This window comes from Pseudomonas sp. 09C 129, assembly GCF_002843625.1.
Lineage (GTDB): Bacteria > Pseudomonadota > Gammaproteobacteria > Pseudomonadales > Pseudomonadaceae > Aquipseudomonas > Aquipseudomonas chlororaphis.
On sequence record NZ_CP025261.1, the window covers coordinates 3611575 to 3625474 of the forward strand.

Below are 13900 nucleotides of genomic sequence, written 5' to 3' on the forward strand. Positions count from 1 at the left end.
GTTTCCTGGGAGCTGTTCAAGGGATCTTGCTGAACACAAGGCCGCCGTATATGTATTTGAGAATGGTCTGCAGGGTCGATCCCGCTGGGATCTGATGCAATAACTCACCCCAGGAAAAGATCATCGAGGAACTGATGGTGTCACTGGGTGCCGTGGTCGAGGTGATGGGGCCGGATAAGGTTTTCGCTGGTTGCTCCCAGGTCACCCAGTGGTTTTTCATTTGCCCTGCATTGGCTGCCAGCATCCCCGCACCGATAAGGGTCGCCATATGAGTGCCGGGGCGGATGTACTGGAACAGTTCGCTCAACTGATCCTGGTTTATATGGGACGAGAACTGGATGTTGTCGAAAAGAATCTCGGCTCCCGCTTGTTTGAACCATTTTCCGAGCCCGGCGGGCAGGGTGATCCCGGAGAACATGTCATCCGGCTCGTCATAGGCGAACAGCAGGTTTTCACTGTCGCGCAAGCAGGCCAGGGTGATCCAGTCGATAGCCCAAATGCGGTCGCCTTCTGTGCCACGGCTGAAGTTTTTCGGATTGCAGGCGCCGTGGCTCGGCTTGATGTGCAACTGCCCGATGGTGGTTTCACCCGTTTCCCATAGCTCGGTGATGGCTTTTGCGTACAGGTCGGGACGGTCCATCAGCAAGGCATAGAAGAAGGTGGCCGGACCGCAGAGGCTGGTGTCTTTCTGGTCGGGGTAGGGGCTGATTGGATGAAAACGTTTCAGGCTGCCGCCTTGCGCCTTTGCCAGGCGAGCCTCGATCTGCTCGTGAATCTTGCTCTTCTCGAACGGGTCTTGCGGGGTGCCCATGGGGTGAGCCTGATCGTTGAAAATCCGCTCCTTCATAGGCGCCGCTTGAAAGTCGTCGAGAATTTTTGCTGCCGCTGCCCGCGGATCAGCGACGACCGCCGGGATGGTCGGAGCCAGTGCCGCCACGGCTGGCGCGCCAGCCAGCGCTGCGGCCTGTGGGGCAGCGGCAGGCACTAGGGCCGCTGTGGCCGCCGCCAGGTTCGGCATCGCCGACACCGCGCTGACCGGCGCCGCTGTAACGGTATCGCCAATGATCACACTGCCCGAACCGCCGACGATAATGCTGCCGTGGCTACCGGTACTGCTCTGTACCGCTGCATTACGGCCATTGATGAAGACGGTTGCCGACACCCCACCGACGATCGCCGCGCCGCAGGCGCTCTGGTCGTCGCGCCGGGCTGCGGCCAGGCCGTCGGGTCGGTTCCCCGGGCTGCTGGTTTTCCGCTCATTTTCGAAACGTCCGTGTTTAGTCAGCGGCGAAGACTAAGCGAAACCCCGGCCGCTGGCCAATCGGTTGTCCTTGGCGCGCAGTGGCGATCAGGCCGCGAGGCGGGGTCAGACCTCCATATTGCCCCAGCCGGGCCTGGCGGTTTGCGGTTCCGGCGCCACGGCGTCGATTTTCTTGCCGGTGGCCAGTTCCACCCGGCGCGCCACGTCCGGGTCGTCGGCGAAGGGGATCAGGCTGGCGTCGTCGAGGCTCTTGGCCGATTGATGGCGCAGGCAGTAGCCGATGCTGAGGTAGAGGAAGGTCACGCCGAGCAGGTCAAGGGCGAATTCGATCATCGGGGGGCTCGCTGTGCTGCAGGAGGGATGAGCGACGCGGGCCGGGTGTGGCCCGCGTCGTGCTCTTGGGCGATCAGGCGATCTGGGCGTCGCTGAGGGCCAGGCGCGGGTCGGCCACGCGCACGGTGCGCCAGGTGTTGTAGGCCATCAGCAGCATGCCGCTGAGGAAGAACACACCACCGGCGAAGCGCACGATAAAGCCCGGGTGGCTGGCCTGCAGGGCCTCGACGAAGGAGTAGGTGAGGGTGCCGTCGTCGTTGACCGCGCGCCACATCAGGCCCTGGGTGATGCCGTTGACCCACATCGAGGCGATGTACAGCACGGTGCCGATGGTCGCCAGCCAGAAGTGCAGGTTGATCAGTGGGATGCTGTGCATCTGCTCACGGCCGAAGACCTTGGGCACCATGTGGTAGATGGCGCCGAAGGTGATCATCGCCACCCAGCCCAGGGCGCCGGCGTGGACGTGGCCGATGGTCCAGTCGGTGTAGTGCGACAGGGCATTGACCGTCTTGATCGCCATCATCGGCCCCTCGAAGGTCGACATGCCGTAGAAGGCCAGGGACAGCACCAGGAAACGCAGGATCGGGTCGGTGCGCAACTTATGCCAGGCGCCCGAGAGGGTCATCATGCCGTTGATCATGCCGCCCCAGCTCGGCGCCAGGAGGATCAGCGACATGGCCATGCCCAGCGATTGCGCCCAGTCTGGCAGCGCGGTGTAGTGCAGGTGGTGCGGGCCGGCCCAGATGTACAGGGTGATCAGCGCCCAGAAGTGCACGATGGACAGGCGATAGGAATACACCGGCCGCCCGACCTGCTTGGGCACGAAGTAATACATCATCCCGAGGAAACCGGTGGTCAGGAAGAAGCCCACCGCGTTATGGCCGTACCACCACTGGACCATGGCGTCGGTGGCGCCGGAATACACCGGGTAGGACTTGAACCAGTCCACCGGGATCGACAGGTGATTGACCACGTGGAGCATGGCGATCACCAGGATAAAGGCGCCGAAGAACCAGTTGCCGACGTAGATGTGTTTGGTCTTGCGCTGCACCACGGTGGTGAAGAACACGATGCCGTAGACCACCCAGACCACGGCCATCCACACCGCGCCGGAGAATTCGATTTCCGCGTATTCCTTGGTGGTGGTGTAGCCCAGCGGCAGGGTGACCAGCATGATCAGGATCACCGACTGCCAGCCCCAGAAGGTGAAGGCGGCGAGCTTGTCGGAATACAGCCGCACCTGGCAGGTACGCTGCACCGCGTAGTAACTGGCGGCGAACTGGGCGCTGCCGGCGAAGCCGAAGATCACCAGGCTGGTGTGCAGCGGGCGCAGGCGGCCGAAGCTGGTCCAGGGCAGGTCGAGGTTCATTTGCGGCCAGACCAGCTGGGAGGCGATCCACACCCCCATGGCCATGCCGATCACGCCCCAGACCACGGTGGCGATGACGAATTGGCGTACCACCTTGTAGTTGTAGGCCGGTTCCATTGTTGCTGTGCTCATGGTCAATGCTTCCACGGTTGCAAAGGCTTGCCAGGCCACCCGGCCTGGCATGCCATGCACTGTAGAAAGCACGGGCGAAACAAAACAGGCTCAGAAAAACTGCATTAATACGGATCAGATTGACCGCCTGCCAGCACAGGCCCGAGAGCTGCTGATACGGTTTTTTAGTGTTTACCTGAATCTGTAACGTCCTGAGCTGCAAGTGCATAGTCACCGCCACACCAAAACCCCCGGTTCACCCCTGGAATGCATAACCCCGTGGCCACCCTGGCCCTGTAGCCGCTACCGAGCGCAGCGAGGCAGCGAATGGGCGGCATCCCGACGGAGCGCTCGCAACCCGGATGGTGCGGTCTGGCTGACAGAGCGCATATGCCGGTTTTGCGGCTGCCTTGCAGCCGATCGCAGCCTCGCAGCGCTCGGCAGCGGCTACAGGATTACAGCGGCTTCAAGGGCGGGATCGGGGTCAGCACTGATGAGGCCGTGACATGTATCACTATGACGAGTACGACCGGGCCCTGGTCTTTGAACGGGTGGCGCAGTTTCGCGATCAGGTCGAACGCTTCATGGCCGGCGAGCTGAGCGAAGAGGAGTTCCTGCCGCTGCGCCTGCAGAACGGCCTGTACATGCAGAAGCACGCCTACATGCTGCGGGTGGCCATTCCCTACGGCACCCTCAGTGCGCGGCAGATGCGTACCCTGGCCAGCATCGCCCGCGACTACGACCGCGGCTACGGCCACTTCACCACCCGGCAGAACATGCAGTTCAACTGGATCGAGCTGGCCCAGGTGCCGGACATCCTCGAACGCCTGGCCAATGTCGAGATGCATGCGATCCAGACCTCCGGCAACTGCGTGCGTAACATCACCACCGAAGCCTTCGCCGGGGTGGCCGCCGACGAGCTGATGGACCCGCGGCCCCTGGCGGAGATCCTGCGCCAGTGGTCGACCATCAACCCGGAATTCCTGTTCCTGCCGCGCAAGTTCAAGATCGCCATCTGCTCGGCCCGCCAGGACCGGGCGGCAATCATGATGCATGACATCGGCCTGTACCTGTACCGCGACTGGCGCGGGCAGATGCTGCTGCGGGTGATGGTCGGCGGCGGCCTGGGGCGCACGCCGATCCTCAGCCAGCAGATCCGCGACGGCCTGCCGTGGCAGCACCTGCTGTCTTACGTCGAGGCGGTGTTGCGGGTGTATAACCGCCACGGCCGGCGCGACAACAAGTACAAGGCGCGGATCAAGATCCTGGTCAAGGCCCTGGGTATCGAGGCCTTCGCCAAAGAGGTGGAGGAGGAGTGGCAGCACCTCAAGGACGGCCCGGCGCAACTGACCGAGGCCGAATACCAGCGGGTCGCCAGTGCCTTTGTGCCGCCGCTCTACGAGCGCCAGCCGGTCACCGATCTCGACTACGGCAGCCGCCTGGCCGAGGAGCCGGCTTTCGAGCGCTGGGTGGCGCATAACGTCAAGCCGCACAAGGTGCCGGGCTACGCCAGCGTGGTGCTGTCGACCAAGCCCGGCAGCGCCTCGCCGCCCGGAGACGTGACGGCGGCGCAGATGGAGGCGGTGGCCGAGTGGTCCGAGGCCTTCGGCTTTGGCGAGATCCGTATCGCCCACGAACAGAACATCGTCCTGCCGGACGTGCCCAAGACCGCGTTGCATGAACTGTGGCGGCTGGCCGGCGAACAGGGCCTGGGCTGCGCCAACGTCGGCCTGCTGACCGACATCATCGCCTGTCCCGGCGGCGACTTCTGCGCCCTGGCCAACGCCAAGTCGATCCCCATCGCCCAGGCGATCCAGGCGCGTTTCGACAACCTCGACTACCTGCACGACCTGGGCGACATCAGCCTGAACATCTCCGGCTGCATGAACGCTTGCGGCCATCACCACATCGGCAATATCGGCATCCTCGGCGTCGATAAGAACGGCAGCGAGTGGTACCAGATCACCCTTGGCGGCGCCCAGGGCAAGCACAGCGCGCTGGGCAAGGTCATCGGCCCGTCGTTCAGCGCCGAGCAAGTGCCGGGGGTGATCGAGCGCATCATCGCCACCTTCGTGCGTTACCGAGAGAGCGAAGAGCTGTTCGTCGACACCGTGCAGCGCATCGGCCTGGAGCCGTTCAAGGAGCGGGTCTACCCGAAAGTGCTGGAGGCGCAGCCATGAGCCCGCAGCGCGACCGCGCAATAGAAAGCACAGCCATGAGCCAGGAGTTACAGCCATGAATAATTTGCTGCGTCTGCAAGATGGCCAGGCCGGGCGGGTCGAGGACGATCCCTGGAGCCTGGTGCGCGAGGTGGACGGCCCGCTGCCCCAGGGTCCGTTGATTCTGCCGCTGGCCCGCTGGCTGATCCGCCGCATCGAGCACGAGCCGGCGCGGGACGGGGTCTGGCTCGGTCCGGACGACGAGGTGGAAAGCCTGCGACCCTGGCTCAAGCTGATCCCGCTGATCGCCCTGGACTTTCCCAGCTTCCGTGACGGCCGTGCCTACAGCCAGGCCTACTTGCTGCGCACCCGGCTGGGCTGGATGGGCGAATTGCGGGCGGTGGGCGATGTGCTGCGCGACCAGCTCAGCCATATGCGCCAATGCGGTTTTGACAGCTTTGCCATCCGCGAAGACAAATGCGCCGACGACGCCCTCAAGGGGCTGGCGGGCATGAGCGTGCTCTACGGGCGCTCGGCGATCGAGCCGCGGCCGCTGTTCCGGCGCCGCTGAGATCCGCCGCCGCTGAAGAGCAGCGCCTGCCCGGGCTGGCGCTTCGATCGATGCTCACAGTCGCCCGGGAACAGGGCAGGCAACGGCCATTGTCTGGTCGCCAGGGGCATTTGTCCTTGGGTCGATGATGGCGCTTTGGTAGAGTCGCACCTCTTATGAAGGAGCCAGGGATTGGCGTCTGGCGATCAGTCGCCGGCGTGCCTGGCATGGGCCATCCATGGAAGAGAGTCGCGGCTGTGAGCGTTGCTAAAAAGATACTCGGGTTGTTTTCGTTGTTGCTGCTCCTGACCCTGTGGGTCGGCTATTTCTATGTGTACCAGGATGCCCGCAGCGGGCGCCTCGGCGACCCTCTCGACAGCTACGGCTGGTGCGGCCCTGCCGCGGATTCGGCGCATTCCTTCAAGCGCGACTACCTGCTGCTCAGGGTCACCAACAGCACCCAGGGCGAGTTCAAGGTCTCGGGGGAGGTCAACGTTTCGGAGCGCACCTACAACCGCTACGAGCTGGGCCGCTACCCGCTGAAACTGCGCCTGGAACCCTTGCAGTCCACCTACAGCATGCCGCCGTTGTTCTTTGAAGAGGTCAAGGTCAAGCCCTTGAACCGCAACTTCAGTTCGCCGCACAAGAATGCCTATGCCGACCTGGAGAGCCGGCCGATCCGGGTCAACGGCGAGTCCAGCCGGTTTCCCTTTGAGGTCTACCGTTACGGCTACAAGCCGGTGCTGTACATCCTCAAGGGCAACGAGCAGGTCGACCTGCCGTTCAAGCGCATCACCACGCAGTTGAACCTGTCCAATACCTTTACCCCGACCCGCCTGTACAACCCGGCGGACTACATCGCCGAGCAGAACAGCCTGGTCCGGCCCGGCGACTATCCCGCCTATGGCGCCAGCGAGTGCGCCTTCAGCATCGAGCGCAAAGGCTCGTTCAAGATCATCGTGCTGCTGTTGTTGCTGGTGCTGTGCCTGCCGCTGTTGATGGTGCTGTATCGCGACGAGCCGACCATCGACTTTCTTGCTACCTTGCTGGGCGTGGCGGCGGTGCGGGTGTTCCTGGTCGGGCCGTTGCAGGACTACCAGTTGTACGGCATCGACTTCGTATTTGGCGCCGTGATCATCCTGGCCGGGACCTTTTCCCTGCTCAAGGCCATGCGCATCAACGCCTTGCGCGAGGCGGCGGCAAGGCGCGGAACCACCTGGTAATGGGGAGAGGTGCAGCGTTGACGCTGCACCTGTATCTTTCCGATCTGCTAAGAATTCTCTGGCCTGCTTTGGCGATTAATCCGCTTTTGCTGTGCTGATATGCCCGCTATTGGCTATACCTACACTTCCTAAAACCAGTAGCGCTTCCGGATTTCTGACAGGAGTTACCCTATGAAGCTCGCATCAATGATGAGCACGCTGTGCCTGGCCTCCCTAGGGTTGGTGGGCTGTTCCAGCAACGTCACCCAACCCGACGAGTACTCCGGTTTTCTCGGCGACTACAGCCAGCTCAAGGAAGCCAAGTCGCCGTCCGGCGTCGAGGTGATGCGCTGGGTCGATCCCAAGCTGGACCTGAAGCAGTACCGCAGCGTCTATATCGAGCCCACCCAGTTCTACCCCAAGCCGCAGCCGACGGTGAAGATCCCGCAGAACACCTTGTACGGCATCAACCGCTATTACGACGAGGCGCTCAAGCGCGAGATCGGCAAGGACTTGCCGCTAGCCACCGCGCCGGGGCCGGGGGTGATTGTGGTGCGCGCGGCGATCACGGCCGTGAGCAGCAAGACCGAAGGCCTGAAGCCTTACGAAATCATTCCCATCGCCCTGGTGGCGGCGGCGGTGAGCACGGCCAGCGGCATCCGCGACCAGGAAACCACCCTGGGTACCGAGGCGCAGTTCATCGACGGCGGCAACAACAAGGTGATCGCCCAGGTGGTGCGCAAGGGCAGCGGCAAGCCGCTGCAGAACGACACCCAGGTCATGCAGCCTGCGGACGTGAAAAACGTCATCGACGGCTGGGCCTCCGACCTGCATCAGTCCTTCCAGAAACTGAAAAAACAGTAGGGCCGGGGTTTCTCCCCGAGCTTTTTTGCCCACTGCGTCGGGGTCAGGGCGAATACCTGACCCCTTCACTGAGCAGTTCCGGCAGTCAATCAAGAACACAGGTTTCGCTGGCGAGGCGAGGGCGCCAGGCCTGCTGACGGCATCGTCCGTGACAGGTTTTCACATCCGCGGCAGGGCGGCGTGCGCCAGGATCGAGTGGCAGCGGAGTTTCAGGCTGCGCCTTCTTGTTCATGTGAATTGTGATTATTTCCATGTTTTTATAGTGGTTAAGTTAAAGTGATTTGTTAAGTTAAATAAATTCAATAAAAACAGGTTGTTATAGACTGATTGTGATGTTTTTAATTAAGTTTTGTTGAGATTTTCAAGAGGATTTTCCAGCATGCCTGTGCTCGAACGCACGACTTTCATTGCCGGTCGCAGCCCGGCCCGGGTGCTGGATTTCTGTCTTGAAGGCGCCAACTTCCCGAAGATCTTTCCCGAACGCATCACCCCCTTGCGGGGCGTGGATATCAATGACCTGCGGATCAGCGTCGGGCGCCAGTTCAGCTTTCGCCACTGGATGTGGAGTGTCATACCGGTGACATGGGCGGTGGTTATACGTGAAGTCAGCGATCGCCATTTCGTCGACGAGATGCTCAAGGGGCCGCTGCGTGCCTTCCCTCATGTTGCGCTTGCGAGGTTGAAGCAGGCCCTTGTAGCCGCTGCCGCAGGCTGCGATCGACCGCAACGCGGGCGCGGGATATCGATATCGCCGAAGGCCTGCGGCCTTATCGCAGCCTGCGGCAGCGGCTACAGTGTTTTCGCGTTCCGCCGGTATTTCGATGGCCTCCAGCGTTGCGCTCCGCTCTCGGGGCTTGTTCTACAATTTGTATCCCGGGCATAGGTGGCCGGGCCATTTCATGTTTAACTTCCGGCCTCTCGATTTTCTTTACAGCTGTTCAATGACAATCGTTTAAAAGGACTCCGTTCATGGCTCAAGTCACCCTTAAAGGCAACCCGGTTCAAGTCAACGGCCAACTGCCACAAGCCGGCGCCAAGGCGCCAGCGTTCTCCCTGGTAGGCGCCGGTCTGGCCGACATCACCCTGAGCAGCTTTGCCGGCAAGCGCAAAGTGCTGAACATCTTCCCGAGCGTCGACACCCCGACCTGCGCCACTTCCGTGCGCAAGTTCAACGCCCAGGCCAGCGGCCTGAACAACACCGTGGTGCTGTGCATCTCGGCTGACCTGCCGTTCGCCCAGGCCCGTTTCTGCGGCGCCGAAGGCCTGGAAAACGTGCAGAACCTGTCGACCCTGCGTGGCCGCGAGTTCATCGAGAACTACGGCGTGGCCATTGCCGACGGCCCACTGGCCGGCCTGACTGCCCGCGCGGTGGTGGTACTGGACGAGAACGACACCGTGCTGCACAGCGAGCTGGTCAAGGAAATCGCTGAAGAACCGAACTACGACGCGGCCTTGGCCGTTCTGAAGTAACAGGTTTTACAATTATTCACGGCCTGGCCCTGTCCAGGCCGTTTTTATTTGTGCTTCAGTGGCTTAGCAGACACTTGCAAACGTAAGCCCAAGGTAAATTGCCGGTAAAGGCGCTTTGCTAAACACCGGCCAGTGCTTATCTTTCAGCCTTCTGAAAAAGATCCCCTCGCGCCCAATGGTTGATCACTCCATGCAATCCTCCGTTTCCCGCAACTCCCGTCGCTGGCTGCTCGGCCTGCTTGTCCTGTTGGCCATCGTCGGCCTGTGCTGGAAGTTCTGGCCGGCCTCGACCACCCCAAAGGATGCCACCGGGCAAAAGGCCGCGGCCGGACACACCGGTCGCAGCGGGTCCATGCGGCCGGGGTTTGGCGGCGCGAGCGGGCCGATCCCGGTGCGGGTGGCGCCGGCCACGCGCGGGGACTTCGCGCTGTATTACAAGGCGCTGGGCACCGTCACCGCGCTGAACACCATCAATGTGCGCAGCCGGGTGGCCGGTGAGCTGGTCAAGGTGGCCTTCGAGGAAGGGCAGATGGTCAAGGCCGGCGACCTGCTAGCGGAAATCGACCCGCGGCCTTACCAGAACGCCTTGCTCCAGGCCGAAGGCACGCTGTTGCAGAACCAGGCGCAACTGAAGAACGCCCAGGTCGACTACGAGCGTTATCGCGGCCTGTATGCCCAGGACAGTATCGCCAAGCAGACCCTGGACACCGCCGCGGCGCTGGTCGGCCAGTACCAGGGTACGGTCAAGACCAACCAGGCGGCGGTCAACGACGCCAAGCTCAACCTCGAATTCACCAAGATCCGCGCGCCGATCACCGGCCGCGTCGGCCTGCGCCAGCTGGACGTCGGCAACCTGGTGGCGGCCAACGACACCACCGCGCTGGCGATCATCACCCAGACCCAGCCGATCAGCGTGGCCTTCACCCTGCCGGAGAACAACCTGAGCAGGGTGCTGGAGCGTTATCGCAGCGGCGCCAGGCTGCCGGTGGAAGCCTGGGACCGCGGCGACCAGGCGCTGCAGGCCAGCGGCGTGCTGCAAAGCCTCGACAACCAGATCGACACCACCACCGGCACCCTGAAGTTCAAGGCGCGCTACGAGAACCGCGACCAGGCGCTGTTCCCCAATCAGTTCGTCAACGTGCGCGTGCTTGCCGACACCCTGAAAAACGTGGTGCTGGCGCCGTCGGCGGCGATCCAGTTCGGCACCAACGGCACCTTCGTCTATGCCCTGGACGGCGCCAACAAGGTCAAGATCCGCCAGCTGCAGGTCGGCGACAGCAACGGCGATTCCACCGTGATCAAGGCCGGCCTGGAAGCCGGCGACCGCGTGGTGCTGGAAGGCACCGACCGCCTCAAGGACGGCAGTGAAGTGGAAGTGGTCAACACCACCGAAGAAGTGCCGGCCACCCCGACCCAGCACCTGCAGGGCCAGCCGGCCAGCTCGGCGACCACGCCGGCCACCGAGATGCCGGCGGGCAAGGTCGGCGCATGAATATCTCGCGGCTGTTCATCCTCCGCCCGGTAGCCACCACCCTGAGCATGCTGGCCATTGTCCTGACCGGCCTGATCGCCTATCGCCTGTTGCCGGTCTCGGCGTTGCCCCAGGTCGATTACCCGACCATCCGGGTGATGACCCTGTACCCCGGCGCCAGCCCCGACGTGATGACCAGCGCGGTCACCGCGCCCCTGGAGCGCCAGTTCGGGCAGATGCCCGGCCTGACCCAGATGGCCTCCACCAGCTCCGGCGGCGCCTCGGTGCTGACCCTGCGCTTCAACCTCGACATCAATATGGATGTCGCCGAGCAGCAGGTGCAGGCGGCGATCAACGCCGCGACCAACCTGCTGCCCAGCGATCTGCCGGCGCCGCCGGTGTACAACAAGGTCAACCCGGCGGACACCCCGGTGCTGACCCTGGCCATCACCTCCAAGACCATGCTGCTGCCCAAGCTCAACGACCTGGTCGATACCCGCATGGCGCAGAAGATCGCGCAGATCAGCGGCGTCGGCATGGTCAGCATCGCCGGCGGCCAGCGCCAGGCGGTACGGATCAAGGTCAACCCCGAGGCCCTGGCGGCCAACGGCCTCAACCTGTCGGACGTGCGCACCCTGATCGGCGCCTCCAACGTCAACCAGCCCAAGGGCAACTTCGACGGCCCGACCCGGGTGTCGATGCTCGATGCCAACGACCAGCTGACCTCGCCCAAGGATTACGCCGAGCTGATCCTGGCCTACAAGAATGGCGCGCCGCTGCGCCTGAAAGATGTCGCGCAGATCGCCGGCGGCGCCGAGAACGAACGCCTGGCGGCCTGGGCCAATGAGAACCAGGCGGTGCTGCTGAATATCCAGCGCCAGCCCGGGGCCAACGTGATCGAGGTGGTGGACCGGATCAAGGCGCTGCTGCCGAGCATCACCGACAACCTGCCGGCGGGCCTTGACGTCACCGTGCTCACCGACCGCACCCAGACCATCCGCGCCTCGGTCACCGACGTGCAGCACGAATTGCTGATCGCCATCGCCCTGGTGGTGATGGTGACCTTCCTGTTCCTGCGCCGGGCCAGCGCCACGGTGATCCCGTCGATCGCCGTGCCGTTGTCGCTGATCGGCACCTTCGGCGTGATGTACCTGGCGGGCTTCTCGGTCAACAACCTGACCCTGATGGCCCTGACCATCGCCACCGGCTTCGTGGTCGACGATGCGATCGTGATGCTGGAGAACATCTCGCGCTTCATCGAGGAGGGCGATAGCCCGATGCAGGCCGCGCTCAAGGGCGCCAAGCAGATCGGCTTCACCCTGGTGTCGCTGACCCTGTCGCTGATCGCCGTATTGATCCCGCTGCTGTTCATGGCTGACGTGGTCGGGCGGCTGTTCCGCGAATTCGCCATCACCCTGGCGGTGGCGATCCTGATTTCCTTGGTGGTGTCCCTGACCCTGACGCCGATGATGTGCGCGCGCCTGCTCAAGCGTGAGCCCAAGGAGCAAGAGCAGGGGCGGTTCTACCGTGCCAGCGGCGCCTGGATCGATTGGCTGATCGCCAGCTACGGGCGCCGCTTGCAGTGGGTGCTCAAGCATCAGCCGCTGACCCTGCTGGTGGCCGTCGGCACCCTGGCACTGACCGTGTTCCTGTATATGGTGGTGCCCAAGGGCTTCTTCCCGGTGCAGGACACCGGGGTGATCCAGGGCATTTCCGAAGCGCCGCAGTCGGTGTCCTTCGCCGCCATGAGCCAGCGTCAGCAGGACCTGGCGAAAATCATCCTGGCCGACCCGGCGGTGCAAAGCCTGTCGTCCTATATCGGCGTCGACGGCGACAACGCCACCCTCAACAGCGGCCGGCTGCTGATCAACCTCAAGCCGCACCGCGAACGCGACCTCAGCGCCGCCGAGGTGATCGCGCGCATCCAGCCCCAGGTCGACCAGTTGGTGGGCATCCGCCTGTTCATGCAGCCGGTGCAGGACCTGACCATCGAGGACCGGGTCAGCCGCACCCAGTACCAGTTCAGCCTGTCGTCGCCGGATGCCGACCTGCTGGCCCTGTGGAGCGGGCGCCTGGTGGATGCCCTGACCCACAGGCCGGAGCTGACCGACGTCGCCAGCGACCTGCAGGACAAGGGCTTGCAGGTGTACCTGGTAATCGACCGCGACGCCGCGTCGCGCATCGGCGTCTCGGTGTCGAACATCACCGACGCGCTGTACGACGCCTTCGGCCAGCGGCAGATTTCCACCATCTACACCCAGGCCAGCCAGTACCGCGTGGTGTTGCAGGCCCAGGCCGGGGAAACCATCGGCCCGCAGGCGCTGGAACAGATCCATGTGAAAACCACCGACGGCGGCCAGGTGCGACTGTCGAGCCTGGCCCGGGTCGAGGAGCGCCAGGCGCAACTGGCCATCGCCCATATCGGCCAGTTCCCGGCGGTGATGATGTCGTTCAACCTGGCGCCCGGTGTGGCCCTGGGCGAGGCGGTGAACGTCATCGAACAGGTGCAGCAGGACATCGGCATGCCGGTGGGCGTGCAGACCCAGTTCCAGGGCGCGGCCCAGGCGTTCCAGGCCTCGCTGTCGAGCACCTTGCTGCTGATCCTGGCGGCGGTGGTGACCATGTACATCGTGCTCGGGGTGCTCTACGAGAGCTACATCCACCCGATCACCATCCTCTCCACGCTGCCGTCGGCGGCGGTGGGCGCCTTGCTGGCGTTGATCCTCAGCGGCAACGACCTGGGCATGATCGCGATCATCGGCATCATCCTGCTGATCGGCATCGTCAAGAAGAACGCGATCATGATGATCGACTTCGCCCTCGACGCCGAACGCAACCAGGGCATGGCCCCGGAGCAGGCGATCTACCAGGCGGCGCTCCTGCGTTTCCGGCCGATTCTGATGACCACCCTGGCCGCGCTGTTCGGCGCCGTGCCGCTGATGCTGGCCACCGGTTCCGGCGCCGAACTGCGCCAGCCCCTGGGCCTGGTGATGGTCGGCGGCCTGTTGCTGAGCCAGATCCTGACCCTGTTCACCACGCCCGTTATCTACCTGGCGTTCGACCGGCTGGGGCGGCGGTTTGCCAAGCCAGCCCTAGGAGAAGTGGGGTGA

11 protein-coding genes are annotated in these 13900 nt (G+C 63.5%); 8 read left to right on the forward strand and 3 right to left on the reverse strand.

Features of this window, described 5'->3' with window-relative positions:
* Positions 1–16: 16 nt before the first annotated feature.
* The 3 genes from CXQ81_RS31765 to ccoN all read right to left on the reverse strand — a co-directional run bounded on the left by CXQ81_RS31765 (position 17) and on the right by ccoN (position 3095).
* Positions 17–1069, reverse strand: coding sequence for a hypothetical protein (locus tag CXQ81_RS31765; protein ID WP_178081061.1), 1053 nt, complete (start codon positions 1067–1069; stop codon positions 17–19).
* A 297-nt stretch (positions 1070–1366) separates the two neighbouring features.
* Positions 1367–1594, reverse strand: coding sequence for a hypothetical protein (locus CXQ81_RS16425; protein WP_007930252.1), 228 nt, complete (start codon positions 1592–1594; stop codon positions 1367–1369).
* 73 nt (positions 1595–1667) lie between these two features.
* Complete coding sequence (gene ccoN / locus CXQ81_RS16430) at positions 1668–3095, reverse strand: cytochrome-c oxidase, cbb3-type subunit I (protein WP_037035619.1); 1428 nt, start codon at positions 3093–3095, stop codon at positions 1668–1670.
* Between the two features lie 485 nt (positions 3096–3580).
* On the opposite strand from ccoN, the gene CXQ81_RS16440 reads away from it, so the two are divergent.
* The 8 genes from CXQ81_RS16440 (at position 3581) to CXQ81_RS16475 (ending at position 13900) form a co-directional block, all read left to right on the forward strand.
* Positions 3581–5254, forward strand: coding sequence for a nitrite/sulfite reductase (locus tag CXQ81_RS16440; protein ID WP_101337831.1), 1674 nt, complete (start codon positions 3581–3583; stop codon positions 5252–5254).
* 55 nt (positions 5255–5309) lie between these two features.
* Positions 5310–5804, forward strand: a complete 495-nt coding sequence (locus CXQ81_RS16445) for a DUF934 domain-containing protein (RefSeq protein WP_007927667.1) — start codon at positions 5310–5312, stop codon at positions 5802–5804.
* A 236-nt stretch (positions 5805–6040) separates the two neighbouring features.
* Positions 6041–7006, forward strand: a complete 966-nt coding sequence (locus tag CXQ81_RS16450; RefSeq protein ID WP_101337832.1) for a hypothetical protein — start codon at positions 6041–6043, stop codon at positions 7004–7006.
* A gap of 171 nt (positions 7007–7177) precedes the next feature.
* Positions 7178–7849, forward strand: a complete 672-nt coding sequence (locus tag CXQ81_RS16455) for a DUF3313 domain-containing protein (protein WP_007927665.1) — start codon at positions 7178–7180, stop codon at positions 7847–7849.
* Between the two features lie 379 nt (positions 7850–8228).
* A complete protein-coding gene (locus CXQ81_RS31510) occupies positions 8229–8732 on the forward strand; it encodes a hypothetical protein (protein ID WP_256593355.1) in 504 nt (167 codons plus the stop codon).
* An 86-nt stretch (positions 8733–8818) separates the two neighbouring features.
* Positions 8819–9319: a thiol peroxidase gene (gene tpx / locus CXQ81_RS16465; RefSeq protein WP_007927663.1), complete on the forward strand. Its 501-nt coding sequence runs from the start codon at positions 8819–8821 to the stop codon at positions 9317–9319.
* Between the two features lie 175 nt (positions 9320–9494).
* The gene (locus CXQ81_RS16470; RefSeq protein ID WP_101337833.1) at positions 9495–10811 is read left to right on the forward strand and encodes an MdtA/MuxA family multidrug efflux RND transporter periplasmic adaptor subunit; all 1317 of its coding nucleotides are present in this window, start codon (positions 9495–9497) and stop codon (positions 10809–10811) included.
* A complete protein-coding gene (locus tag CXQ81_RS16475) occupies positions 10808–13900 on the forward strand; it encodes an MdtB/MuxB family multidrug efflux RND transporter permease subunit (protein WP_101337834.1) in 3093 nt (1030 codons plus the stop codon). The genes CXQ81_RS16470 and CXQ81_RS16475 overlap by 4 nt, the downstream gene beginning before the upstream one ends.